General features: G+C 32.7%; 22 protein-coding genes. 1 reads left to right on the forward strand and 21 read right to left on the reverse strand.

Annotation, left to right across the window (positions count from 1 at the left end):
* Nucleotides 1-7 precede the first annotated feature (7 nt).
* From ABGB03_RS08440 to ABGB03_RS08490, 11 genes are all read right to left on the reverse strand, one after another.
* Nucleotides 8-1345 carry a cbb3-type cytochrome c oxidase subunit I gene (locus tag ABGB03_RS08440; RefSeq protein WP_347921835.1) on the reverse strand — a complete coding sequence of 446 codons (1338 nt, stop codon included), beginning with the start codon at nt 1343-1345 and terminating at the stop codon, nt 8-10.
* A gap of 11 nt (nt 1346-1356) precedes the next feature.
* The gene (locus ABGB03_RS08445) at nt 1357-1818 is read right to left on the reverse strand and encodes a cytochrome c (protein WP_347921837.1); all 462 of its coding nucleotides are present in this window, start codon (nt 1816-1818) and stop codon (nt 1357-1359) included.
* 735 nt (nt 1819-2553) lie between these two features.
* Nucleotides 2554-3042, reverse strand: coding sequence for a c-type cytochrome (locus ABGB03_RS08450; RefSeq protein ID WP_347921839.1), 489 nt, complete (start codon nt 3040-3042; stop codon nt 2554-2556).
* 154 nt (nt 3043-3196) lie between these two features.
* The gene (locus ABGB03_RS08455) at nt 3197-4618 is read right to left on the reverse strand and encodes an MBL fold metallo-hydrolase (protein ID WP_347921841.1); all 1422 of its coding nucleotides are present in this window, start codon (nt 4616-4618) and stop codon (nt 3197-3199) included.
* A gap of 96 nt (nt 4619-4714) precedes the next feature.
* On the reverse strand, nt 4715-6439 hold the full coding sequence (locus ABGB03_RS08460; protein ID WP_347921843.1) for a solute carrier family 26 protein: 1725 nt from the start codon (nt 6437-6439) through the stop codon (nt 4715-4717).
* 74 nt (nt 6440-6513) lie between these two features.
* On the reverse strand, nt 6514-8226 hold the full coding sequence (locus tag ABGB03_RS08465; RefSeq protein WP_347921845.1) for a SulP family inorganic anion transporter: 1713 nt from the start codon (nt 8224-8226) through the stop codon (nt 6514-6516).
* Nucleotides 8227-8238: 12 nt separating this feature from the next.
* The gene (locus ABGB03_RS08470; RefSeq protein WP_347921847.1) at nt 8239-11151 is read right to left on the reverse strand and encodes a molybdopterin-dependent oxidoreductase; all 2913 of its coding nucleotides are present in this window, start codon (nt 11149-11151) and stop codon (nt 8239-8241) included.
* Between the two features lie 17 nt (nt 11152-11168).
* A complete protein-coding gene (nrfD, locus tag ABGB03_RS08475; protein ID WP_347921849.1) occupies nt 11169-12785 on the reverse strand; it encodes an NrfD/PsrC family molybdoenzyme membrane anchor subunit in 1617 nt (538 codons plus the stop codon).
* A gap of 112 nt (nt 12786-12897) precedes the next feature.
* Nucleotides 12898-13311: a DUF6691 family protein gene (locus ABGB03_RS08480; RefSeq protein WP_347921851.1), complete on the reverse strand. Its 414-nt coding sequence runs from the start codon at nt 13309-13311 to the stop codon at nt 12898-12900.
* A gap of 11 nt (nt 13312-13322) precedes the next feature.
* Complete coding sequence (locus ABGB03_RS08485; RefSeq protein ID WP_347921853.1) at nt 13323-13880, reverse strand: YeeE/YedE thiosulfate transporter family protein; 558 nt, start codon at nt 13878-13880, stop codon at nt 13323-13325.
* A gap of 75 nt (nt 13881-13955) precedes the next feature.
* Entirely contained in the window at nt 13956-14588 is a 633-nt protein-coding gene (locus ABGB03_RS08490; RefSeq protein ID WP_347921855.1) for a Crp/Fnr family transcriptional regulator, read from the reverse strand.
* 238 nt (nt 14589-14826) lie between these two features.
* On the opposite strand from ABGB03_RS08490, the gene ABGB03_RS08495 reads away from it, so the two are divergent.
* The gene (locus tag ABGB03_RS08495; protein ID WP_347921857.1) at nt 14827-15429 is read left to right on the forward strand and encodes a hypothetical protein; all 603 of its coding nucleotides are present in this window, start codon (nt 14827-14829) and stop codon (nt 15427-15429) included.
* A 331-nt stretch (nt 15430-15760) separates the two neighbouring features.
* Here ABGB03_RS08495 and ABGB03_RS08500 read toward each other — a convergent pair whose 3' ends face one another.
* The 10 genes from ABGB03_RS08500 to ABGB03_RS08545 all read right to left on the reverse strand — a co-directional run bounded on the left by ABGB03_RS08500 (nt 15761) and on the right by ABGB03_RS08545 (nt 25897).
* Nucleotides 15761-16591, reverse strand: coding sequence for an NAD(P)H-binding protein (locus ABGB03_RS08500; RefSeq protein ID WP_347921859.1), 831 nt, complete (start codon nt 16589-16591; stop codon nt 15761-15763).
* A gap of 23 nt (nt 16592-16614) precedes the next feature.
* A complete protein-coding gene (locus ABGB03_RS08505; protein WP_347921861.1) occupies nt 16615-17130 on the reverse strand; it encodes an anthrone oxygenase family protein in 516 nt (171 codons plus the stop codon).
* 97 nt (nt 17131-17227) lie between these two features.
* Entirely contained in the window at nt 17228-17776 is a 549-nt protein-coding gene (locus tag ABGB03_RS08510; RefSeq protein ID WP_347921863.1) for a porin family protein, read from the reverse strand.
* Nucleotides 17777-17865: 89 nt separating this feature from the next.
* Nucleotides 17866-18648 (reverse strand): helix-turn-helix domain-containing protein, encoded by a 783-nt coding sequence (locus ABGB03_RS08515; RefSeq protein ID WP_347921865.1) that lies wholly within the window; start codon nt 18646-18648, stop codon nt 17866-17868.
* Nucleotides 18649-18723: 75 nt separating this feature from the next.
* A complete protein-coding gene (locus ABGB03_RS08520; protein ID WP_347921867.1) occupies nt 18724-19380 on the reverse strand; it encodes a DUF4395 domain-containing protein in 657 nt (218 codons plus the stop codon).
* 13 nt (nt 19381-19393) lie between these two features.
* Complete coding sequence (locus ABGB03_RS08525) at nt 19394-20404, reverse strand: haloalkane dehalogenase (RefSeq protein WP_347921869.1); 1011 nt, start codon at nt 20402-20404, stop codon at nt 19394-19396.
* Nucleotides 20405-20436: 32 nt separating this feature from the next.
* Nucleotides 20437-21246 carry a DUF2306 domain-containing protein gene (locus tag ABGB03_RS08530; protein WP_347921871.1) on the reverse strand — a complete coding sequence of 270 codons (810 nt, stop codon included), beginning with the start codon at nt 21244-21246 and terminating at the stop codon, nt 20437-20439.
* A 178-nt stretch (nt 21247-21424) separates the two neighbouring features.
* Nucleotides 21425-23062, reverse strand: coding sequence for a serine hydrolase (locus ABGB03_RS08535; RefSeq protein WP_347921873.1), 1638 nt, complete (start codon nt 23060-23062; stop codon nt 21425-21427).
* A 216-nt stretch (nt 23063-23278) separates the two neighbouring features.
* Nucleotides 23279-24376 (reverse strand): alpha/beta hydrolase-fold protein, encoded by a 1098-nt coding sequence (locus ABGB03_RS08540; RefSeq protein WP_347921875.1) that lies wholly within the window; start codon nt 24374-24376, stop codon nt 23279-23281.
* A gap of 201 nt (nt 24377-24577) precedes the next feature.
* Nucleotides 24578-25897 carry a S41 family peptidase gene (locus tag ABGB03_RS08545; RefSeq protein WP_347921877.1) on the reverse strand — a complete coding sequence of 440 codons (1320 nt, stop codon included), beginning with the start codon at nt 25895-25897 and terminating at the stop codon, nt 24578-24580.
* Nucleotides 25898-26069: the final 172 nt, after the last annotated feature.

Consider the following 26069-nt stretch of genomic DNA (forward strand, 5'->3'; position numbering starts at 1 on the left):
CTTTTTATTAATTGTCTAATTCTAATGCTTCATCATTTGGTCTCCCATGTTTGTAAAAATCTATTACATATAGTATGATACCTGTTGTAAAGATTGTTGCACATAGTATTAGTACAACAAAGTGTATGCTGATTTCTCCCTGAACTTGCATAAAGTCCATACCAAATTTTCTTTCTAAGTATACTTGAGCAACACCAGCAACTCCAAAAGCTACCGTCATACCAATCATTCCAATATTAGACAACCAATATGCAGCTCTACCTCTTGTACTTTCGTATAATTTTCGTCCAGTTAAATTTGGTAATGCATAACTTATAATTGCTAAAACAATCATACCATAAGCTCCCCAAAACGCTAAGTGACCATGCATTGCTGTAACGAGTGTTCCGTGTGTGTATAAATTTGTTTGTGGTAATGTATGAGCAAAACCTAATAACCCAGCTCCAACAAAGGATACTATAGCAGCTCCTAAAGTCCAGTATAATGCTAATTTATTTGGATGCTTTTTCTCGCCTTTTCTATACATATTAACTGCAAATAATGCCATTGCTAAGAATGCTAAAGGCTCAAGAGCTGAGAATATACCACCAACAATTAACCAAATTTTATTTACACCAATGTAATAGTAGTGATGTCCTGTTCCTAATACTCCAGATAAGAATGTTAACCCAACAATTACATACAACCATTTTTCAATAACTTCTCTATCTACACCAGTAAGTTTAATTAATAAGAAAGATAGAATACCTCCCATAATTAATTCCCAAACACCTTCTACCCATAAGTGCACAACCCACCATCTAAAAAATGAATCGGTTACTTGACTATCAAATGGCAGCATACCTGGTAAGTATAACAAAGCAGCAAACAATAATCCCATAGATAGGACTAATGCTGTTGTTGTTTTTCGTTTCCCTTTAAAAAGTGTGACGAGAATAAGTCCTAAAAACAAGAGCACATTTGCTACAACCAAGAAATCTAAAGGTCTTGGTATTTCTAAAAATTTTCTTCCTTCCCAATAGTTAAAGTGGTACCCTACTATAGCTACAACACCAACTACAGCTAAACTTATTAATTGAACATAAGCTAATTTTACGCTCACTAATTCGCGCTGAGCTTCTTCTGGAATAATATAATATGCAGCTCCCATAAAACCAGATAATAACCATACAACTAGTAAATTAGTATGCACAGCTCTTGCTGTATTAAAAGGAATAAAGTCGTGTAAATTGTCGAAACCTATTCTAGCAAAACCCATTATAAAACCGTATGTTATTTGCAATACGAGTAGTAACATAGAAAGGGCAAAAAACCAATAGGCAACTTTTTGTGATTTATATTTCATGATTCGTTAGTTTAGTTATTGATTCTATCTTTTGCTAATGGGGATACAATTCGATCGAAGCCATTAAGGTCTATTTCGCCTATCCATTCAAAAAAAGCAATCATATCTTCAGCTTCTTGTTCTGTCATACTATAAGCCACCATTTTTCTTCCATTTGGTTGCCATGGTACTTGAGACATTAAAATACTTTTTATAACTTCTTCTCCTTGGCCATCGTACTTCATATTGAGTCTATCGATAACCTTAGTTAACTCTGGAGCATAGTATGCTCCTTCTCCTAGTATTGTATGGCAGCCCATACAATTGTTCTCCTCCCAGATTTTTTTTCCTCGAACAACAGATTCAGTAATGTTTTCATGGTTAGATTGATCCTGTGACATCGACAAAGAATACACAGTCAAACCAATGAATACTAAAAATGTTACTAAGGTTCCGCCTAGAAAGAAAGCTCTTGCTTGTTTTTTAGATAACATGTTAATTGGTTTTTTAGTTTGATTTATAAAAAAGACAATTTTATCTTTTTCCAAAAATAGTTCACGAAAAAAGTTTAAAACATGACAAAAGTCAGTTTAGGATATTTAAATCCTAAATATTTTTGTTCTGTGAAATTTAGCTCATTAGTAATATCACTAATGTTATCTGTCTCGATATAAAATAGGTTTTGAAGCCTCAATTAAGCTTGAATTTACGGATGGTTTCTTTTTCAAAAACTGATATTTCTTATGTGTATGCTAAAAATAAAGGCTTAAAAGAATCGCTTCTACTTACCCTCCTCTAACCACCAAACTAGATTTTGGATTCGAGAAAAAGAACTATTGGGTAAATGCAACCTTTAATTTAGTTTCTAAACAAGATAAAATTGCCGAAAGCTTTGGTGAAACTTATACAAAAAGCTATGAAACGTTAGATATTCGTGTTGGACTAAAACCAATAAAAAATATAACAGTTGGTTTGGCAGCTATTAATGTTTTTGATCAAACCTACAATGACCATTTAAGTTTTTCATTTAACAACCAATCGGGTTTAGGCAGAGTCCCTATTAATGAACCTGGAAGAAACTTAACTGCTTTCTTACAATATAAGTTTTAGATAAAAGAAAAAGAGGGCAAATTGCCCTCTTTTTCTTTTAATAAATATCTTCATCTAGTTGCATAAAATCTACTAAAACTTAAATCGTATACCTTTATTTTATTAAATAAATGGTCTTATTAGTTTTTATTTTTTCCTTTCCCCATACCTTTTTTTTGTTCTTGCTTATAATGTTCATCAAACCATTCTGGTTGTTCAATATCATTATCATATATGTAATCAGCAATTTGTTCAATGTCTTCTTCTGAATAAGGAGCGTAAGGCATAATATTAAATTTTCTAATAGCTCCAGGCATTTTTGATATTTCTTCTGAAGGTTTATTAACCCATTTCTTAAAATTAGCAATAAACTCTTTCTTAGTGATATTATTATTTTTATAATGCTTCTTAACAGCAATCATTGGAGGTGCTAATCTATCATCATGCGAAGTCACAGGGTTGTGGCATACATAGCAATTAGTTTCCATAAGTTTTTTTCCTGGGTGCTCTTGACTTTCTACAATAGCTACGTCTTGATAATCTAGTTTTATTTTTTTATAACTAAAAAACAATGTGGCTAGAATCAATACAATTATTGTTAGAATTAAGGGTTTGACAAAACTTTTCATTTCTATTTTATTTTGAATACGCATTATAATAATACGTTGAATTTATTATTAAAATTAAAGCTTAATATTAAGTTCTGCAGTAACATTAGTTACATATAACTCATAAAAAAAGAGCAGCTAATAGCTGCTCTTTTTTTAAATAACTTATTAAAATCTATAGCAATGTCGTTGGACAAACATAATCTGTCATTGGCACACCTGTTTCCTTTAAATCTTTAAATCCGCCTCTTACATCAGTTACTTTTTTAACACCATTTGCTTTAAAAATTGAAGCTGCTACTAAAGAACGGTATCCACTAGCACAGTGCAAGAAATATTCTTTGCCAGGGTTGATTTCTGCAAAATTTTCATGTATCCAATCTAAAGGAAAATTCTCAACTTCTTTAACATGCTCAGATAAGTATTCTGATTCTTTACGAACATCCACAGGTTTTTCCATAGAACCTTCGGATAGTCGTTTTGCAAATTCAATTGCCGACATTGAATCAATTCTATCTACTTCGAATCCATGAGCAATCCAATCTTTAATACCTCCATTTAAATACCCTAATGTGTTATCGTAGCCCACTCTTGAAAAGCGTGTTACTATTTCATTAACTCGCAATTCATCATCAGCAATAAAAATGATTTTCTGATTAATATCTTTTATTAATGCGCCTACCCAAGGTGCAAAACTACCATCTATACCAATATACCAAGCTCCAGGAACAGTTCCTTCCTCTGTATAAGATTCTTTAGAGCGTGTGTCAACAACAAGGACATCTTTTTGCTCACTCATTTCTTTAAAAGTAGCTGGATCTAATGGCGTAGTACCTCTATGTAACACCTCATCAATGCTAGTGTTTACAGTTTTATTCATACGAACATTATTAGGAAAATATTGTGGTGGCGGCTTTAAACCAGTAGTTACCTCCACAATAAATTCTTCTTTTGTCATATCTGCTCGTAACGCATAATTAGTCTTCTTTTGATTACCTAATGTATCAAAAGTTTCACTACTCATATTTTTTCCACAAGCTGATCCTGCTCCATGATTAGGATATACTATAATATCATCAGGTAAGGTCATTATTTTGTTTCTTAAAGAATCGTATAAATAACCTGCTAAGTCTTCTTCAGTTAAAGTTCCTTGCTTTACAGCTAAATCTGGTCTACCAACATCACCAATAAACAAACAGTCACCAGTACATACGTAAGGCGTATTTCCTTCTTCATCGGTAATTAAGTATGAAGATGATTCCATTGTATGTCCAGGTGTATGCAATAACGTAATTTTACCACCACCTAGTAAGAACTCTTCACCATCTTTACCATTATAAATATCATATTCGGCTGTTGCATGAGGGCCAAAAACAATTTTTGCACCTGTTTTTTGTGCTAAATCGTATTGTCCAGACACAAAATCTGCATGGAAATGTGTTAAGAAAATATACTTTATTTTAGCTTTATCTGCTTCAGCCATTCTTAAATAAGGCTCAGTTTCTCTTAAAGGATCAATAACAGCTGCTTCACCATTAGACTCTATATAATAAGCCATTTCGGCAAGACATCCAGTAAATAATTGTTCTACTTTCATATTATTTTTATTTTATTGATTCATAATTATTTAATCACAAAATTAACTAAAATGCACTCTACTAATTGTAACTAGAGTTACAGAGGTGTTTTGAGACTACTTATTTGCTTGATTAGTGTATTTTTCAAATTTATTTTGCTTTTTAAATCCAGCTTCATAAAAATCAACTGCTTCTTGAATACTCATAAAGAAAAATTCATCTCCTATTTTATTCATAAGCTTAGATTTTACCATTTTGTCTCTTACTGGCCCTTTTAAGCCTGTAAATGCTATTTGTACTTCTCTATCTTTAAAATATGAATAAATTTCATTTAAAGCAAAAATAGCACTACTATCTAAACTGTTTAAGCTTTCGCCATCTATGATTAAAAACTTCAACTTATCTCCTTTAAACTCACTAAACTCTTGTAGTTTATCTTTAAAATAAGAAGTGTTTGCAAAATATAATTGCGCATCAAAGCGCACAATTAATATGTTTTCGTTTATAATAACATCTTTGAATCTCTTTCTATTACGATAAAAGTGAGTGTTGGGCACGTTACCTAAAATCGCTATATGCGGCTTTGTTGTTTTATAAATGAGCATTCCTAACGACAAAATCACACCACTAATAATACCCTCAGTAATACCAACCATAGCAGTAATTATTAATGTAATGTTTAGTATCACTAAATCCTTTCTAGCATAGGCTAATAATTGTCGTGGTATTCTAAAATCTAACAGTCCAAATACAGCTACAATAATAATTCCAGCTAAAACAGCTTTTGGCAAATAATAAAATACAGGCGTTAAAAAAAGTAATGTTAAACCTACTACAATAGCAGATATTAATGATGCCAATTGTGTTTTAGCATTTGCTTGATTATTTACTGCTGTTCTTGAAAACCCACCTGTAGAAGGATATGTTTGAAAAAATGAACCAACAACATTAGACAAACCTAAAGCTATTAACTCTTGATTTGGAACTACTTTATAATCTGTATGTTTCGTCTCAATAGCTCTAGCAACAGAAACTGCTTCTAGAAAGCCAATAAAAGATAATGTAAGTGCAACTGGAGCTAACTTTATGATGATATCTTTGCTAAAATATGGTATTCTAAAGCTCGGTAACCCTTCAGGTACACTACCTACAATTTGCACTCCTAATTGATCTAAATTAAATATTTTGACTGCAATTATTCCAAGAACTACAACTACTAAAGCTCCAGGTATTTTCTTGAATTCTTTCTTTAAAAAAACTAAAATAATAATCGATAAAATTCCAATTACCGTTGTAATGAGATTACTTTCATGTATATGTTCATACGTGTCTTTTAGTAACAGTTGAATTTTATTACTTCTTTCGACATCTATACCAAATAAGTGCTTAAATTGGTTTATTCCTATAATTAATGCTGCTGCTGAAGTAAAACCACTAATTACTGGTTTAGAAAGAAAATTAACTAGAAATCCTAATCTAAAAACTCCAAAAATAAATTGCAATACTCCCATCATAAAAGCTAACAATATTGCAAATTCAATAAAGTGTTGTGTGCCTATTTCTGCTAAAGCAACTACACCTGAAGCTACAATTAAAGAGTCCATAGCCACTGGCCCAACAGATAGTTGTCTAGATGTTCCAAAAACAGCATAAACAATTTGAGGTATTAATGCTGTATACAAACCATAAATAGGTGGCAAACCAGCAATCATAGCATAGGCTACACCTTGAGGAACTAACATAACTCCTACTGTTAATCCTGCACTAATATCTCCTTTTAACCACTCTTTTTTATAGCCAGGTAACCAATCTAAAATTGGTAGAATAGATTTTAAATTCATAGAATTAATTTGCCAGAGTAAAGATAGTATAAGTTAAAGGAAAGATTGTAACCAGAATTACAGAACGTGCATAATCAAATTGTTTTGCATTCATCAAATACTTTATCAAGACAAGGTTCTTTAATTTTTTTATGAATTTCACGAATAGCATCTTTCTTTTCTTTGAAGAATATATTGCTTCCTATTTTGTCTACAAACCCCCCTTTTTGTAAAATATCTTGGCTAACTAATTTTAATCCTGCAAAATAAATCCCTCCTCTATTTTTTTGCCATTTCTTGATTTCATTTGTCAACCATTCGGCAGCAGCTAAGTCAATAAAATTAATCCCATCAGCAGCAATTAGAATATGTTTTACTTTATTATCCTCATATAATTTTGAAAAATAATTAGATATTTTTTCTATAGATCCAAAGTATAAGGAGCCATCTATTCGAACAATTTTTAGATTTGAACATTCTCTAGTCTCATCATCTCTAATTATATTAATAAGACGCTTGTTTTTATCTACTCCTAAAATTGCAATATTTGGTTTAGACGTTTTTTCCATATAAAAGAAAAATGAAGCTAAAATTCCTGAAAGTAGTGCAAATTCTAAATCAAAAAAGAGTGTTCCTAATAAAGTAATAAGTAGTACTATTAATTCTCTTCCACTAGCCTTATAAACCACTTTTATGTGTTTGAAGTCTATTAAACTATAGCCAACTAACAGTATAATCCCTCCCATAGCAGCTTTTGGCAAAAACGAAGCGTAATGAGCAAATAGTAAAACTACTATCATTAATCCTATTGCTGAAATAATAGCTGACATAGGTGTTTTTGCTCCAGTTTGAAAATTGACACTAGAGCGCGTAAACGATGCGGAACTTGTATAACAAGAGAAAAAACTAGAAATTGTATTTGATATACCTTGTGATACAAATTCTTGATTAATATTTAATCTTTGGTGTGTCTGTAGTGCTATTGACCTAGAAATAGCTGCTGCCTCAACTAATCCAAGAATTGCTAAAATTAAAGCTCCAGAGCTTAGCATTTTCATACTACCTAAATCAAAATCAGGTAGATTAAATGGTGGTAAATTCGATGGGACTTCTCCAACTAATTCTATGCCATGCACACTTCCAAAATAAAGCGCTATAAAACTACCTAAAACCATCGCAATAAGCATGGAGAGTTTAGATATTATTTTCACTTTTCTAATAATAATTGCTATTAATAGTGTACTAATTGCTACTAAAAAAGCATACCAATTAATTTCAGGAACGTGATTGACTAAATACTTACTAATAGAATAAAAGGAACTACCTTGAGGAATATCTAATCCAAAAATATGTTTTAACTGCTTAAAGGCTATTAAAATACCTGCTCCAGCTGAAAATCCAATAATTACTGAATTAGAAACAAAGTTAACTAGTTTACCCATTTTAAATAAACCCATTAACAGTTTTAAAAATCCAGCCATAAAAGACAACAAAATGGCTAAGGAAATAAAAGCTTCTATATCTGAATTTGGTGTTATAAATTTACTAACAATGGCATAAAGCACAATTGAACTGGTAGTTGTTGGTCCAGAAACCAAATGATACGACGACCCAAATAATGCAGCAATTATTGGTGTAAGCATTGCAGTATAAAAACCATAAATTGGCGGTAACCCTGCAATCATTGCAAATGCAACTGCTTGAGGAATTACAATTATAGTTCCAGTAATTCCAGCAATAACATCATCTTTAATGTTGTCTTTTGCTAATGGTAACCAAGTAAGAAAAGGAAAAACTTTCTTTAGCATGTACTAATTTAGTTATTTTTCTTTTTTAGGAATATAATAACAACCTCCTTCTGATTTGTCTGGAGTAAAAGCTCTATTAAACCAAAGTGGTCTTCTTTCACCATTTGGTCCAGGAGCTGGTCGTGTCATCGCTAACCATTCTTTATAAATTTCATGCGACTTGTTCGTGTCTACATAAATGTCACCATATTTTTCATCTTTCCTAGGTACTTCTATTCTAACGCGTTGATGCCAACAATGCATTCCGCTAATTGGATCTGGATGCACAGCATGTGTAATATTTTGATGCACACCTCCATCTTTCCAGAAAATACGCTTTGAATCACTATCATGAGATTCAAAAGGTTTTACTCCAGAAATCGTATTCATTTTCCAACCACCTTTTCCATCATTTTCAATATTAACCGTATTAGTTGCCCAACGGTTTCCAATTTTGTCTTGTGGTCTTCTCCAGCGACCTATATGATGCGAACAAGCTACAACTCCAGGTTTCATAGATTGGGTTACCCAAACCTTATCAATAAAATAACCAATATCAGTATTCAATTTAACTAAATCACCTGTTTTGAATCCCCATTTTTTAGCGTCGTCTGGATGCATCCAAATTGGGTTTCTATTGGAAATCTCTATCAACCATTTTGCATTACCAGAGCGTGTATGAATTAAGGTTGGTAACCTAAACGTTGGCACTAAAACATATTCACCTTTAGATTTGTCTAATACGTCATTATGAATATGACTCTTTATATAAGTAGGAGTTGCATATTCTGGCCATTTCCAATCAACCATTGTTTGCGAGTAGAATTCGTTTTTACGTGACGGTGTTGGAAAACCTACACAAGCTTTTCCATTCACCATGACTCCAATTGGCTTACCGTCTTTGGTAATTACATCAGTTACTGGGTCTACAATTGAGCCTTTTAATTGCTCTTCTGAGAGCTCATTTTCATTGACTTTGTATGATTCCCCTTCTTCAATAGCAAAAGCACCATATTTTTTCATGTATTCCAATTCAGCAAATTGTCCAGTAAATCCATCTGCTTTTGCTGCCTCAGGCAAACCATTTACACGTTCGAAAATATATTGGTAATATTCGTCAATTGTAATCTTTTCTCCTAGTCTATAAGGCGATTCAAAGGTTTTTCTAATTCCCATACTTCCATCAGGATCTATACGCCATGATAATTCAATCCAGAATTCATCTTCTTCCCAAACTTCTCCAGGATTTGCTTGATATGTAAATTCAACAGATTTTCCATTTCTTCGAGCCGCTTCCCTTAATACTGGTTGACGGAAAGCCACCCAAGTTCCACCATGCGTGGCGTAACTGTTTAAGTCATGCCTCTCTGAAGCTAATCCCATTGGCAACACAAAATCGGCATAAAAAGCAGTTTCATTCCAAGTTGGTGTTAAGGCTGCATGTATTCCGAATTTAGATTCATCGGCAAGTGTTTCCATCCAAGTAAAGCCATCTGGGTAAGTCCAAACTGGATTAAACACTCTTGAAAAATATACATCCATTTTACCTCGTCCTTCTTTTAAGAAATGTGGTAACAATTGACTCATTTCAAAAAATGCTAAAGGATATTCTTTAGGAAAATGTAATTCGTTCCATTTCTTTTGAGGTGCTGGAGGGTTTGGTTGTGTTGGTTTAAATTTATTCCATGAATTTGGTGATGTTCCTCCTTTAGCACCAACTGCTCCAGTTAAAACAGTTAAGAAGTGTAACGCTCTGGAAACACACCAACCACCTAGGTTTGATGCACCTGCTGCTCTCCAGTTATGAGATGCAAAACGTTCTCCAGCTTCGCCAATTTTATGAGCAATCTCAACTATCATATCTGCTTTTACTCCTGATTCTTTTTCTGCAAATTCAGGTGTAAACTCTTTATATTCATCAATCATTGCAACTATATAATTCTCGAAAGTGACATCTTTGTCTGAATGTCTTGCTTTAAGGTACTCTTTCCAATTTGTCCAATTCTCAAGATACTCTCTGTTATATAGGTCTTCTTCAAGAATAATTAAAGCCATAGCCAACAACACAGCCGCTTCAGTACCAGGATACGATGGTAACCAATAGTCTGACATAGACGCTGTATTTGATAAACGTGGATCCATTGTGGCCAATTTTGCCCCTTTCATTTTACCTTCAATGATACGTTGCGCATGTGGATTGAAGTAATGTCCTGACTCTAAATGCGCAGAGACCAGTAAAATGAATTTAGCATTGGCGTGATCTGGTGATGGTCTGTCGTAACCATACCATAAATTATAACCAAAACGCGCTCCAGAAGAGCAAATATTAGTATGCGAATTATGTCCATCAATTCCCCAACCTTGAAGTATCCAGTTCATGAATTTTTCATGTCCAGGTCTGCCAACGTGATAGGCAATTTCGTTATGTCGATCTTCTTTTATTGCTTTTCTAATACGATCAGCAATAGTATCTAGAACCTCATTCCAAGAAACACGCTCCCATTCTCCTTCTCCTCTTTTTCCTTTTCGTTTAAGAGGGAATAATATTCTGTCCGGATCTGTTATTTGATTTATTGTTGCAGGTCCTTTGGCACAGTTTCTTCCTCTACTTCCTGGATGATGCGGATTGCCTTCAAATTTTTTAACTTCTTGTGTTTCCTTATCAATAAAGGCGGTTAAACCACAAGCACTTTCGCAATTAAAACAAGTCGTTGGCACTATTTGATAGGTTTTTTTATCTTTTTTAGGCCACACTTTAGGGTTATATTCTACCCAATTGTCCCATTTTTTGGGTGGCGGAAAATTCTCATACATTTGAGCTACTTTTTCGTCACTAAAATGGCGCATATCATCTTGAAACTCTTGATAGTTCTCCTTATGTAGGTTTGGAATAATTCCTAGTTTTTCTGCTATGTTTTCTATAAATGATGGCTTTTTATATCCCATGATTCTTTTCTTTTAAATTAAGCTAACGGAACTCGCTGTGGCGCTTCTACCCAAATTTTTTCTGTTACATAAATTCCTATCAATACGAGAATTGCTGAAACAGTTAATATAGTTCCACTAGGTGCAAACACTAATAGAGCTAATGGAATTACATTTCCAATTAGTACTACGCCAATCCAGAATAATTTTTTATATCTTCCTTTTGTAATCATTTCTACAACAGTATGAGCTGCTGTGCTTGGATGTGTAATAGTTAATTCGGTTATCATCGAGAATAAATTTACAGCTAAGGCAACTATCAATGTCATTTTTAAGATAGACATCCAACCTTCTTTTCCAAAAATTAAAGAAGCTAATACAAAAATGGCAACACCAGCCATAACACTATGAACTAACATGTGTAATGGCAACGTTGGACTTTGCCAGAAATCACGTCCTTTTGCTTGAGCAAATAAGAACGCCGTATAGATAGCTAATAGAACTGCAAATATTGCGGTTACCCATAATAATGGCATTTCAGAAATACCTAAATTAAACCAAGTATTTGCTCCCCAAAGGGTTACTAATAATCCAAATATTGTAATGGTATAGCCGCCTTTTACTAACCATGAATTCCATTGTGGACGCAATAATACATTTAGGAATCTGTCTGGTCTATCCAAATCCATTACCAAGAATAGCCCTGTTAAGGCTAAACCAACTAATGAGATTCCGGCTGACCACAATTTAGCAGTATCAGAAATTTCATATCCTAAAAGAATTGCTAGAAATGGAATTAGGAATGCACCCGCAGCAATGGCTTTTGTAAACACGTAAGCTGATACTTCCCAACCCCAAAGAATTCCTTTATCAGGTGTGTCATAAACACGTCTTGCTTTTCCAGTTAACACATCAATATAGTTAGGGTTTTCTGAATCTTTTCTTTGATAAGCCGCTTGTATTTCATTATCAATACTCATTTGCAACAAATCGACATCATCATTGGTATGCAACATTTTTTCGGCAGCTTTAGCAAAATGACCAACACCACGTGCTTGCGAGTTCCATAAACCAGGACCAGATTTAGCCGTTGCTTCGGGATTTAGCGATGATTCGTCTCCATCTATATAGAACAGATTAGGGTTTGTTCCTTTTTCAGGTTTACGTACTTTTACAGCTTGTCTTGCTAAAAGTTGAGAGATTTCTGTATTAGGATTGTGCATATCTCCAGCAATAATAGCATGTTCTGGGCAAACAGAAACACATGCTGGTTCCCTTCCTACATCTACCCTATGCGCACAATAATTACATTTGGCTGCAGTATGCGTTTCGGGATCAATATATAATGCATCGTAAGGACATGCTTGCATGCAAGACTTGCATCCAATACATCTGTTATTATCAAAATCTACAATACCATCTTCTCGAATAAACAATGCTTCGACTGGACAAATCTCCACACAAGGAGCATCTGTACAATGGTTGCAACGCATTACGGAAAAAATTCGGCGAGTATTAGGGAATTCTCCTTTTTCAACCTGTTTAACATACGTTCTGTTAACTCCTACTGCAACATCGTGTTCTGATTTACAAGCAGTGGTACAGGCATGACAACCAATACATCTTCGGTTATCAATAATAAAGCCGTACTTCATATAATTAAAAATTGGATAGTTAGGTGTTTTAGTTTATCTCTCAAAGTTAACCAACTTTGACTAAAAAACTGTAACAATAGTTACTTAACTATCCAATTTGAAAAATTTTAATTTAGTGTGGTAGTTTATGCTTTATGGCATGGTAAAACAAAACTCCGAGAAGTCCTCCAAAAATGACTATTAGAATAGATAATGCACCTCGTCCTAATAATATAAACATTGGTCCTGGACAAGCGCCTATTAATCCCCATCCAAGTCCAAAAATGATGCCTCCTATTATGGTTCTATAAATTCCTTTTTTCTTAGGCTCTATTTCTATTTTTTCTCCCAAATAGTTTTTAATACTTCCTCTTTTAAAGAATGAAAACAAAATGATTCCTAAAACAACAGCAGAACCTATTATACCATACATATGGAATGATTGAAATTTAAACATTTCATAAATACGATACCACGAAATGACTTCGGCTTTACTTAAAATAATTCCGAAAAGAATACCTAAAATTATAAATCTAATATTTTTCATAATGCTCGAAATTAAAATAGTAATGGTAAAATAAGCCAAGTCATAACCAACCCTCCAATAAAGAATCCTATAACAGCTATTAATGACGGTAATTCTAGATTACTTAACCCAGTAATGGCATGACCTGAGGTACATCCTCCTGCATATCTTGCTCCAAAGCCAACCAAAATACCACCTATAACTAAAATTACACCTCCTTTAATAGATAGTAAAGCATCGAGTCCAAACAATTCTTCGGGCAAGAATTGTTCGCCTGCATTTTGAAAACCAATTTCAGATAAATCGCTTATAGTTTGTGGATTTAGAGCAATTGCTTGGTTAGGCGTCATAAATTGAAATGCTATATAGCCACCAATTACTGTGCCTATTATAAACATTAAATTCCATTTGCTTTTTTTCCATCCAAAATTAAAGTGTTCATGTATCTTTCCAGCTCCTCCCATTGCACAAATAGATTCAAGACTTGAAGAAATTCCGAACTTCTTACCGAAATAGTAAAGAAAAAACATGACCAAGGTTATTAATGGTCCTCCAACATACCAAGGCCAAGGCTCTAATATAAAATTCATAAAATATTTTTTTTGCCAAAATTAGCAATTAATATAACTATGTACGTAACATTTGTTACCTGAAAAAATATCGAATTACAAATCGATTACTTTAATACTATTTCTATGCAGTTTAATTTTATTTTCTGTTTCGAGTTTCTTTAATAGCCTTGAAACTACTACTCTAGATGTGTGCAAATCTAAAGCAATTTCCTTATGTGTCGTTTTAATTACATCGTCTCTATTGACCATTGCTTTGTCTTTTAGATACTTAAATAATCGCTCGTCCATTTTTAAAAATGCAATGGTGTCAATTGCTTCTAAAAGTTCTTTCATACGTTCATGATAACTTTGAAGAATAAAACTTTGCCAACTAGGGTATTTATGCATCCATTCTTGCATTTTACTAATTGGAATCATTATAATACGTGTATCTGTTTCGGCTATCGCTCTAATTTCGCTTTTAGTTTCTCCCATACAACAGGTAATTGTCATGGCACAAGTATCTCCTTGTTCAACAAAATAGAGTATTAAGTCGTCACCATTTTCGTCTTCCCGCATAACCTTAATAGCACCGCTCAAAATTAACGGAATGCTTTTAATATTATCGCCTATGTCCATTAATGTAAAGCCTTCGGGTATTTTTTTGTATACGCCAATCTCACTTATTTCATTTAAAAGAGCATCTTCAAACAAATAGGCGTAATTACTTTGCAATCCTTCAATCATAAATACTAAACTTTAAACGTTAATGATTTATACAAAAATAACAACTATCTACTAAAATGTAGCTATGGAATAATTTTTGTTAAGGTAACTGTAAATTATTATAAAGTAACGTTAATCTCCTTGCAGATTAAAAAAATAAGAATCAAATATATATCTTTAACCCCAAGCATTATATATGCTGAAAGCTATGAAATTTTATATAACTTCTTTACTTCTTCTATGTTTTACATTTGCCTCAATGGCTCAAGTAAATGATTTTCAAAAAGGATTTAAAATAAGTCCTATTGATAGTACTACACAAGTTGAGTTAAAATTTTCTTTTAGACTATCTCCTGTAATAGGTTTAACTAATAAAAATATTAGGTATACGCTTAACTATAAATCACTACCTAAATCAAATAAAAAGGAATACACAGTAGATATGACCAAAAAAAGTTCTTTAGTTAATAAAGAATGGAAAATTAAACAACGTTTTAGTGAGGACAGACAAGACTTAGATGAGTTTGAGAAGGATTACTATTTAGGTGATTTGAGAACTACTTCAAAAACTGTAGTTATAAAATGTAGAGATCATGAATATGTTGATGGGGATAGAATTAAATTAACAGTGAATGATGTTGTTATTCATCCAAACATAAGGCTTTATGGAGATTTCTATACTATTGATATAGACTTAAAAGAAGGTTATAATACTATTAATTTCATTGCCTTAAACGAAGGTGAGTCTTCTCCAAATACAGCACAACTTATGGTGTTAGACCCTAATGGTAATACGTTGACATCTAATAAATGGCTAATTAGAACTGGTTATAAAGCGACTTTGGTTATTATAAAGGAGTAAGTTTACTTCCCGATACAGAAAGTAATTAATCAGTATTAAAAGCACTTAATCCTAAAAAGGTACAAAAATGGCACATCTTAAATCAAAAAAGATCAAAATAAAACTAAAATTGATTAACAAATAATTTAGAATACCATCCTCTATAATTATTAGTGAGTTTTTTGAAACAATAATTTTCTAAAGTATTTTTATAATATGTAATCAATTTCAAAATTTGAATACCACTAACGTGTTATATCCTGATTAGAGAAAAAGTGTTAATCTTTATCATGATATAATATTATTAAGTGGCAGCTATTAACCTCTTATCTCAAAGGGGTAATTTATAGAATTAGTTCAACGAAGACCAAACACCTGTGGTAACTGTTTCTCTTGCATAATTGGTGAAATCTTTAGCTTTTCTACCTAGTACTTTTTCTATATCATTAGTTATCGTAGAATTTCTACCATCCAGAACCTCAGTAAATAGGTATTTTACTAACCAAATGAAATCTTCTGGGACTTGAAATTCTCTAAGCATGTTTGTGTATTCTTCCATTGAAATGGAATGAAATTGAATATCTCTTCCTGTTACTTTTGAAATTTCTGCAGTAACCTCTTTGAAAGTTAAAAGATGAGGTCCTGTCAATTCATATATTTGTCCAATATGATTGTCATCTAATAGAGCTTCTACAACTACATCTGCAATATCATCATTATCAACAAAAGGAATAAGTGCTTCAGCTCTAGGCAATGCAACATGACCTGCCTTTATTGGATCCAAAAAGAAACTTTCACTAAAATTTTGGTTGAACCAGTCTGAACGAACAATTGTCCAATCTGCTCCTGAATTCATTACTATTTGTTCACATTTTTGAGCTTCTTTTTCGCCTCTTCCAGAGAGTAATACCATTTTTCGGACTCCATTTTTCACTGATAATGCTGTGAAGTTTTCTATTATTGGCACAGCGCCTGGAACAGCTAGGTCTGGTTGAAAAGTGATGTAAACGGTATCAATCCCCTTTAAAGCGTCTTCCCATGTTTCTGGCTTTTCCCAATCAAATTTAGGGTTTCCATTTCTTGAACCAATACGAATTGATTTTCCTAATCTGATTAATCGTTGGGCAACTCTACGACCTGTTTTTCCAGTACCTCCCAATATTAAAATTGTTTTTTTCGACATAATGTTTACATTAAATTATTTGATTAAATTTTTATTGAAATGGATTCATTGAGGAAGCTAGAAACTAAAATTGCTATAAAAGAAAGTACCGAGAAAACCGTTCTAATCGTATTAAATTGATTCCATTGACCTTCATAGTGCAATCTTGTTAGCCTTAGCTCCTCAACATTTAATTTGGTTAAGTCAACTAAATCTAAAGACTCATTCATAGGAACATTACCAAAAGCTGTTACTCCTATAGTACCTATGCCATAAAAAAGAATAGCAGCTGTAATTAACCAAAAAGAATTATCTATACTGACTTTGAATTGAAAGTAGGCACTCAGTATTAAAAAGAGAATTGCACCAAAGAAAATGATATAAAACTCAGGGTTTAAAATCGCCCTATTTATAGACTGCATTGTTCCTAAATAGCTTCTATCTGAAATGTTTTTTAATCCTGGAATAACTGAAATTTTCCAAGCATAAAATAACCCTGCTGAAAGCCCTGTAATTAAAATTGCAAGTAGTAATGTGACAGTTTTTAAATTTATTTCCATGTTACCTTATTTAAGGCAAACATATGACGCTTTTAATCTTGAAAATTGAACAAAGCCGTCAAACTGAAAAAGCAATTAGCAATTACAAAGGATTTTACTAAAATTGATATCCAGCAGATAGCTGAAAAACACCATTAGTAACATCTGGGTTCTCTACAACTGGTATAATACCCAAATTATATCTTACCTGAAAGAATAAACTTGACTTTAATTGATAGCCTAACCCAAAACTAGCACTAAGGTCAAAATTTTCTGAGTCAGTATCAAAAACAGATTGATTATCATTATCCAATTCAATTTCATCATTTACTAAAAATGCAAATTGAGGACCTACTTCAATACTGAAACCATTCACTATGTGATATTTTGCCAATAAAGGTAATAGCAGATAATCTAATTTTACTTGTACAATATCTTCTTCTGCACCTTGTGAGGAATACATTAATTCTGGTTGTATAGAGAACTTATTATTAATTTCAATTTCTGACACAACTCCTATATGAAACCCTATTCGTGAATCTACATTTAACTCTCCTCCATTTATTGTTGCCACATTAATACCAGATTTAACACCAAACTTTAAACTTTGTGCATTTAAACTTCCTGCAAAAAAAATAGCCACTACTGCTATACATAATTTCTTCATAATATTTTTTAATTTAAATTAAGGGCAAGTTTATTGAGATATCAATCTTAAGAATTGTATAAACCCGACAAATAAAATGGAATACTATTTTAAAGAGAAAGTTCCTTTTGAAACTCCTTTGGTGTTTTTCCTGTAAACTTTTTAAAGGTTCTAATAAAATGTGATTGGTCTGCAAAGCCATTTTCATATCCTATTTTAGTTAAGCTATCATAATCAGAAGTTGTAATTTGCTTTATAGAAGAACTAAACTGAATAATTTTTGCAAATTGCTTTGTTGTTACTCCCATATCCCTCATGAAATGGCGTTCTAATGTTCTTTCAGTAACACACAGTCTATCTCTTACTTCTTTTACACTAATATTACCGTTAGAGCTTAGAATAAGGTTTGTAGCCAATTTGACTCTATAATCTGGATTAGAAGATGCGTTTTTAAGCAATTCTTCAAAATAATTGGCTAAAATACCTATGGTTTCATCTTTACTTGAGGTTTGATTTAATTTGGCTAAAGTTACATTGGTATCTACATTTTTTATCAACTTAAGATCAAAGCAATCATCATTTAATATTTTAGGGTCAACCCCTAATAAAATTTTAACAGCAAAAGGGTACAGTCTAATGTCTATTAATTGAAATGCTCCTTTTATATCTAATGATATTGGTGCTATAGTTTGACCGTACAAATAAAACTCAGACAACTCTTTATTCCCCGGGTTTAAATAAAATGGATTATTTGATTTGGAATACACAATCCCCGGAAAACCATTTGCATAAAATGGATAACTTTTTTCAGTAGATTCCTCATAATTTTCAAGGAACATAATTTCTTTGACAAATGGATGAAGGCTTTTATTTTTGGAAATCTGTTTTATCATAATATTAAGCTTTTATTAAGGTACAATATTGTTTCAACTTGCTTTAAAGGCTTACCATCAGTGACTTTGGTTAAATTATAAGGAGTCAATAAATTTCATCAAGTAAATTGGTTTTTTGCTATAGAATTCATTGAAGAGGAATATGATTAACAATATGTACGCTATTAGCCCCAAGACGATTATAAATTGAGCCTTTGATGTTTTTTGAATATCTTCTCTTGAATTTATATCACATATCTCTCCTGGACAATACTGAGCTTTTTCTCTGTAAAACAAACCATATATTTTGCAGCCAAGACAAACATTAAAAGCTGTCTCAAAATATAAAAAAATGAGACAAATTAAACATACTAGCCCTGTAGCAACAGGGTGAAAGGTGTTTAACCCTATTGTAAAAAAGGCAATAGTTGCAGAGAAGATTATGCCTATTATCCAAGCAAACTTTTTTTGTGGTGCACCAACATATATAGGCTTTTGTTTGTTTGTAATTAATCGACCTATAATTAATAACGGCGCAAATTTTGGATTGATAAAAACACGTATTATCATTTCTGTTAAAAATATTGTGATCATATATTTCAACATTAAGAACTTACCGCTAAAACCTGCTAATATTATAGCAATAAACATAAAAAGAAATATTATTCCTGCCGATGCTCTTATTTCTCTTTCATTTAGAACTGGTATATTATAACCTTCCACTTTTTCTCCAAATTGTTTTATTCTACTCATAATTTATTTGTAATTAATTTGACTTTTGTTGATTACGGCGATACCAGTCTGAAATTGCTCGTCCAATTGCATCAGGCTGATCTTCTTGAATAAAATGCAACCCCAAACCAACGTAAACCGTTTCATAATTTTTAAATTGGGTTGTTAGATATTCTATCATTTTTGGTGGATTTACACCGCCAGGAGAAGCATATATATGCAGTTTTGATATAGAAGTATTTTTTAACCACTCTCCATAATGCTCAATTACTTTTGTTGTATTTTCTGGGACACCTCCTATTGGCAATTCTGCTAATAAAACAGAGAGTGATTTTCTACTTAGCTTCTCTTGAAATGGAGCACGATAAGCTTCCATTTCTTCAAATGTTAAATCGCGTACAATGCTATTAGGAAGTAGCTGTTCTATAAGTATATTTTTGTCAATAAGCATTTCTGCTCCCTGCACAGGATCTCTCCAAGTTCTAAACAGGTTACCATAAGATCCTAAGGCTTCATAACTCTCCATTGGCACAAATGGAGGAATTAAAGCTTCCATTATCACAAGTCCTTTAATATTATTTTCATGTCGTGAAGCATAATCTAATCCAAAGACAGATCCCCAGTCATGCACTACTAAAGTGATATTTTTGAGTTTAAGGGCTTTTATAAAACCTTCCAAATACCTTATATGGTCACTAAATTTATACTCAATTTGAGGTTTAGCAGATTTTCCAAAACCAATATTATCAAGCGCAATTACTCTACCCTGTTTTTGTAAGTATGGTAAAATATTTCTCCAAAGATAAGATGAGGTTGGGTTACCATGAAGGAACAAAATAGGATCACCTTCTCCTAATTCTACATAATGCATTGTTGACCCAAGAACTTCCACATATTTAGATTCAAATGGGAATTCCGATGAAATTTTAGGAGGCGAGGGTTTACTACTTGTTTGAGCATGAATTTGTTTTCCAAATAATCCCAAAAAGGCAACTATTGCAATGAAATAATGACAATTACGCTTTAATAACTTATTGTTTATCATAATTTTAAATTTTAAAGGAAACCAATGAATAATTAAACTCGTGGCAACCATAGATTTTTAGTAGCGGCAAAAATTCCAACGAGCATTAAAATTGTTAAAGCAACGAGGAGAAAAGAAACAGCGTATTTAGCTAAAATGTTTTTTCTTTTTTGGACTCCTAAATAAAACTCAAAAACAACCAATGGTAATGCATATTGAGCAATCCCTAAAAAAGTTAAAAAAGGCCCTTGAAAAGTTTTCATATCGAATCCTACGGGGCCATTATTAATAAAGAGCCAAAACATTAAACCTATTCTAAAAAACCAAACACCACTAACAACCAAGAATAGTCTAATTGTCCAGATACGATGTTCTTTAAAATTTCGTTTCAAAGCAAAGCGCCAAGCCAAAACTGCGCAGATAATAATTAAAACCGCATTAATACTAATGGTAATTGCTCCCGTAGTTCCTCCAGCACTACCTCTGGTTAATATCATATACAGGCCACTAACGCTTAAAATAATTGCAGTTACAATATAAATTTTACCATTCCATCGATGAAAATTTCTAGCACGATTTCTTAATTGTTGGCTAAATTGAAGTGGTCCACCAACAATAATAATTATGGCAAAAAATAAATGTATGGCAACTGCTAAATTTCCCGTAGTCTCACCATAAACATAACCTTGAGGGAGCACTTTATTCCAATTTTCTAAATTTCCGTGAATGGCAGAGCCTCCATAGAAAGTGGCCACATAATATGCAAAGATCCATTGTCCCAACACAGCCAAAACAAACCACAATGTTACAGTGGCGTTTAGAACCTTGTTTGCTTTTTTGATTTTGCTTCTGTGTATATTCATTTGTTTATTTGAACTTATTTCGAGTTTGTTTTTATCCGATTTATTTTTTATAACTGTTTGATAACGATTTGTTAATTACTATTTTATATAATTTAATTTTGCTTTTAGAACCTTGTTTGTTTAATGATTACTGTTGCTGCCAACCTTTAACCATTATTAAATTAGATGAAAGTTCGTTTTATTCACTTTTTTGTAATTCCACAAGCTTACTCCTTGCACTGTTGTTTTGAGGATTTAATTCAAGTGATTTCGAATAGTTTTTAATTGCCAAATCAATTTCTCCTGCTTTCATACAGGCTTCTGCATAACTATCATACACTTTGTAACTATCAGGGTAGAGTATCATATTCACTTTGAAAGTGTTTAGTGATAATGTCATTCTGTCCTCGTGGAAAAAATCGTAACCAATATCATTTATGTAGCTTTCAGTTACAGTTGGATGGTTAGGGTCGAGCTCCAATAGATTCTGATAGGCTATACGTGCGTTTTCAAAGTCACCATCAAGAAGGAATTCCACTGGACTTTTTTTGTCATTAGCTACCTTGACAAAAGTTGAAGTTATAGCTCCATCATTCCTATTACGGTAAAGTAAATTGGTAGTTCCATTTTCAGAGTTTATCTTGAATTGAATAAGTCGACTAGAATTTCTTTTAACAAAAAGACTATCTGAAAATTTGACTAGTTCTTCAGCTTCTAAATCAAGAATATTTTTAATAAACAGTAGATTGTCTTTTTGAAAAACTTCATCAGTAAAGTTATTGGACTGATATTTCCCAGTAATTTTATCGACTAATGACTGTTCAATTTCCATTTTTTTATGTACCGGAACATAATTATCCCAATCATATGCCTGAGCTACAGAGCGCATTACTTCGGCATTAAATTCTGGAAAAGTAGAATTAGTCATCACAACGACACCATAACCTTTGTCTCTATGAGCTACTATCTCAGCATAAAAACCTGTATTCCATCCATGATGCCTTAAGTAGATTTCATTGTTTCTATTTAAAAGTTGAAACCCTAATCCGAGCGTAAATGACCAATCATTATTATGCACACCATATGGTGTACCCATTGATGCTGACAAATCTTTAGACTGTTGTATATGAGTTATGAATTTGGCATAGTCCTCGGCAGTTGTCCATAGTCCGCCTGAAGCCATTGCCGGCTGGATATTTCTTCCACCTTCAACCATAGAGCCATCCTGTAAATAACCTGTTGCTGCCTTTTTTAATTGGTCGGGTGTAAGGGTTTGATCAAACGTGCTACTGACCATTTCTAGGGGTTGCAGCACGAGTTCATGCATGACCTCTGGGAAGGTTTTTCCCTCAACATCTAGCATCATTTGTTGAATGGGCACATAGCTGGCGTATGCAAAACGAACGCTTTCATTGGGCTCTTTATTTACAGTAAGTGGCTCGTTTGAGGCTGGGGGAGTTCCATTTAGTATCTCTACAAGTGTTGGAATTTCTTCGTTTATACCATATGATTCTGTTACACGCGGGTGTATTCCAGCAGAATGGTTTAAAAGATTTTTTATTGTTACTTTCTTTTCTTTGGTAAATTCATTTTCTGGTACTTTCCAAGATTTTAAATAGCTGTTAATGTTTTCATCTAAGTCTAATTTATGTTGTTCTACAAGACGTAATGTACCATATGCCGTTACTGGCATACTAGTTGCCGCTGCTTGGAAAAGTGTTTGTGTCGTTACAGGAGTTTGACTTTCCTTATCCATCACACCATACCCTTTTGCCCAAGCAATTTCACCGTTATGTATAATTGCAATACTCACACCTGGTATTCCATAATGTTTCATCCGTTCTTCTATAGACCATGTGGAATCACCTTCTATGTGCACCCGAGTTGTAAGACCAGTTTCTACCTCTTTAATTAAATCAATTGTAGTAGTCTTTGATTTTTTTGTACATGATTGGAAAAGAATTAAGATGAAGATAATTGAAATACTGTTTTTCATATTCTATATTTGTTAATGTGTTTGAACGTCTTATACGATGTTAGCCCTTATTCTTAATCAGTTGTTATTATTTTCAGAAAGTTCTTTTGCTCTTTGATAATATTTTGAAGCTGTTCTTTCTTTTTTCAATTCCTTATATGCATCTCCCAATCCATTCAATGGTATTTCAGAGCTTGGATATTTCTCAGTTAAATATGTGTATAGGGCTATTGATTTGTCATATTGTTTGTTCTTCAAATAAAACTCAGCAATTGAACAGGCTCTACTCACTCTTATCTCACCAAGAAATTTTGTTTTTTTAAATTCATTAACAAATGTGTCAAACTGCTCATAATCATTTGCTCGCATAGCATTTCTTGTCAGAGTAAACATTGTCCAATTTGTTAAGTCAGAAGAAAATCCAAATCGTTTTGCTCTTTGCTCATAATAGCCGTAAACATAATTCAAACCACCAGCTTTGGTGAATTCTTCAAGGCTACTAAATTGAAGTTCTGGATAGTAATGGTAGTGTTTCTTAATCCCGTGATAAAGTGTTGTAAATGGGGTTGACCTATGTTGTTCTCCTTCTAATTCTCTAAAAATCCAGTTCATTGTTTTCGGAGCTTTGTTTGTTAGAAGAGCATTCAATTTATCGGTCCCTTCTCTCACTATACCTTCGTCAGTACCAGAGGTGAAATATAGAAGTTTGTCGAAGTGCGGATTTTTTAAGAGCAGGCTATCTACTTTGTTAATTTTTTCATCTAAGGGGAACGGACTTGCGGCAATATAGGTATCAAATAAGTCAGGATGTGTAGTCATAGTTTGAATAACAAAACCTCCTCCATATGCCCATCCAAATATTAAACGTTCTTTTGATGTTCGAAATTTTTCATCAATAAAACGTAAAATTTCATTTTCAATGAAGTCAAGATATTTTTTCGAATCAATACTATAATATCTATTCCTGTCAGATTGTTTTTTAGAAATACCAACTATAATAAACTCAGGAGCGTGTCCAAATCCAACAAATGATTTCTGGAGACTAACGCCATGAAGAAAATATCGTTGACCATCTAAAATAAATAGAACAGGATACTTTTTATCTGACTTAGTGTAGCTATCAGGCAAAAAGACTTGAATTTCTCTTTCATCATTGAGTACTTGCGATTGAATCAAGAAAGTTTTACCAACGATATTGTCTGTTCCATCAATTTGGGAAAAGGACTTGACGTTTAAAAGAAATAGCAATAATACAATGAAAATATTTTTGTTCATATGTTGGGATTAATAGGTATTAACGGTCTTGTATATGGCTCGTAGCATGCAAATTAGAAAATTGTTTTCGGATTGAGCACAGTTGATTGGAGTGCCTTTTTACTATCTTTTATTTTCAAATTTCAATAAATTATTCTTATATATCTCAAGTTGTCTGTCATTCTGTTTTTCGGCAAGTAAAACAGCTTGTTTGTAATGTTTTAAAGCTTCTGTTTTGTTGCCTTTTAATGCTAGTACTTCTGCATAACTATCGTGCCCATTTGGTGAATCTGGAAAAATATTCATATTAGATTTAAAAATAACGTAAGCTGAATTTATCTGCTTATCTCTTAAATAGGAATAGCCCATATTATTAATCATAAAATCTTCAAGATGATTTCTTTTTAATAAAAGTTTGAATAGTTCATAAACTGTATCTTCATCATTTTGAGTGATCTCACTTTTTGCTAAAAGTAATTTAAGTTCGTTAAAAGGCTTTTCTCTATATTTTTTTGCGGCAATTATGGCCAGTTCTTTTGCTTTGGTTAGAGATTCTTCTTTAGTAGTTTTATAATTAGGAATTACACCTACGCCTTCCCAATTGGTTTTGGTAATAGGATTAATAGACCTTGCATAAGGCACAATTAGTCTATATCCTTTAGGTAACCTCATGCCATTAACAGGGTGTGCACCACCTCCGGTTGTTTCGCCAACAATTATTGCTCTTTTTCTAGCCTGCAAATCGTAGGCAAAGGCTTCTGCTGCTGAAAAAGTGCGATTGCTCGTCAAGAAAAATATTGGCATAGATAGTCTTTGATTTCCTTTTACTGAGACAGTTTTTAATTCTATTGTTGTATCCGTTCTTCTTTCATAGGATCCTGTTAGGGGCGTATTTTCCTTTAAAAAATAAGAACTCCAATAAAGACCAAGTCCACCTCCACCTCCATTTTCCCGTAAGTCTATAATGATGGCGTCTGCGGTTGATAGATAATTCATCACATCATCGACTTTAGAAATATCCTCTCTTCTAAACCCTTTTAACTCTACATAGCCAACGTTTCCTTCAAGCAAATCAATTTTTCCAAATCCACCAGAACGAAATCGTACTAAATTGGTTAAATGTCTTGATGTGAAATCAGAATTGCTCCTTGGTGGTCTCGGGGGTCTTGGAGGTGCGACATTTAGGTGTTTGTCATTCGTTATTTTTTGCATTTCTACAGATAAAGCTTTAGCAAAATCTTTTGGATCAGTATACGTATCAAAATAATTATTTTTCATTAAACCTTCTAAATGTAGATTGGTTTCTTTTGCTTTATCAAGAAATATATAATTCTCTAGCATCAGCTTTTGAATGTTTTTGATTATATCATCGTTCGATTGTGCAAATTGCAACAATGGTGTAAAAATTAGAATTGCAAAAAGGGCATTTTTTAAGTTTTTCATAATTAGCTTATTTAAATAACAATAAACGTATAGCTTAATACAATGTGAAGTTTAAACTATAGACAGATAGGTGTTAAGAGCAAACATAAAAGTCATATTTCTTTTATTCTCTATGTTAGAGATGTTTAATTCAGGTTCAGTTTCTCAAATTGGCTACAACATCTAAATATGC

The organism is Pontimicrobium sp. SW4 (assembly GCF_039954625.1).
Taxonomy (GTDB): domain Bacteria; phylum Bacteroidota; class Bacteroidia; order Flavobacteriales; family Flavobacteriaceae; genus Pontimicrobium.

Bases quoted from the DNA above. Each gene is read 5' to 3' on its own strand.
- ABGB03_RS08485 (WP_347921853.1), bottom strand. From the start codon at position 13,880: ATGAATTTTATATTAGAGCCTTGGCCTTGGTATGTTGGAGGACCATTA.
- ABGB03_RS08440 (WP_347921835.1), bottom strand. From the start codon at position 1,345: ATGAAATATAAATCACAAAAAGTTGCCTATTGGTTTTTTGCCCTTTCT.
- ABGB03_RS08545 (WP_347921877.1), bottom strand. From the start codon at position 25,897: ATGAAAAACTTAAAAAATGCCCTTTTTGCAATTCTAATTTTTACACCA.
- ABGB03_RS08535 (WP_347921873.1), bottom strand. From the start codon at position 23,062: ATGAAACATTATGGAATACCAGGTGTGAGTATTGCAATTATACATAAC.
- ABGB03_RS08520 (WP_347921867.1), bottom strand. From the start codon at position 19,380: ATGAGTAGAATAAAACAATTTGGAGAAAAAGTGGAAGGTTATAATATA.
- ABGB03_RS08510 (WP_347921863.1), bottom strand. From the start codon at position 17,776: ATGAAGAAATTATGTATAGCAGTAGTGGCTATTTTTTTTGCAGGAAGT.
- ABGB03_RS08450 (WP_347921839.1), bottom strand. From the start codon at position 3,042: ATGAAAAGTTTTGTCAAACCCTTAATTCTAACAATAATTGTATTGATT.
- ABGB03_RS08490 (WP_347921855.1), bottom strand. From the start codon at position 14,588: ATGATTGAAGGATTGCAAAGTAATTACGCCTATTTGTTTGAAGATGCT.
- ABGB03_RS08495 (WP_347921857.1), top strand. From the start codon at position 14,827: ATGGCTCAAGTAAATGATTTTCAAAAAGGATTTAAAATAAGTCCTATT.
- ABGB03_RS08470 (WP_347921847.1), bottom strand. From the start codon at position 11,151: ATGGGATATAAAAAGCCATCATTTATAGAAAACATAGCAGAAAAACTA.
- ABGB03_RS08500 (WP_347921859.1), bottom strand. From the start codon at position 16,591: ATGTCGAAAAAAACAATTTTAATATTGGGAGGTACTGGAAAAACAGGT.
- ABGB03_RS08525 (WP_347921869.1), bottom strand. From the start codon at position 20,404: ATGATAAACAATAAGTTATTAAAGCGTAATTGTCATTATTTCATTGCA.
- ABGB03_RS08460 (WP_347921843.1), bottom strand. From the start codon at position 6,439: ATGAATTTAAAATCTATTCTACCAATTTTAGATTGGTTACCTGGCTAT.
- ABGB03_RS08530 (WP_347921871.1), bottom strand. From the start codon at position 21,246: ATGAATATACACAGAAGCAAAATCAAAAAAGCAAACAAGGTTCTAAAC.
- nrfD (WP_347921849.1), bottom strand. From the start codon at position 12,785: ATGAAGTACGGCTTTATTATTGATAACCGAAGATGTATTGGTTGTCAT.
- ABGB03_RS08455 (WP_347921841.1), bottom strand. From the start codon at position 4,618: ATGAAAGTAGAACAATTATTTACTGGATGTCTTGCCGAAATGGCTTAT.
- ABGB03_RS08480 (WP_347921851.1), bottom strand. From the start codon at position 13,311: ATGAAAAATATTAGATTTATAATTTTAGGTATTCTTTTCGGAATTATT.
- ABGB03_RS08515 (WP_347921865.1), bottom strand. From the start codon at position 18,648: ATGATAAAACAGATTTCCAAAAATAAAAGCCTTCATCCATTTGTCAAA.
- ABGB03_RS08465 (WP_347921845.1), bottom strand. From the start codon at position 8,226: ATGCTAAAGAAAGTTTTTCCTTTTCTTACTTGGTTACCATTAGCAAAA.
- ABGB03_RS08445 (WP_347921837.1), bottom strand. From the start codon at position 1,818: ATGTTATCTAAAAAACAAGCAAGAGCTTTCTTTCTAGGCGGAACCTTA.
- ABGB03_RS08505 (WP_347921861.1), bottom strand. From the start codon at position 17,130: ATGGAAATAAATTTAAAAACTGTCACATTACTACTTGCAATTTTAATT.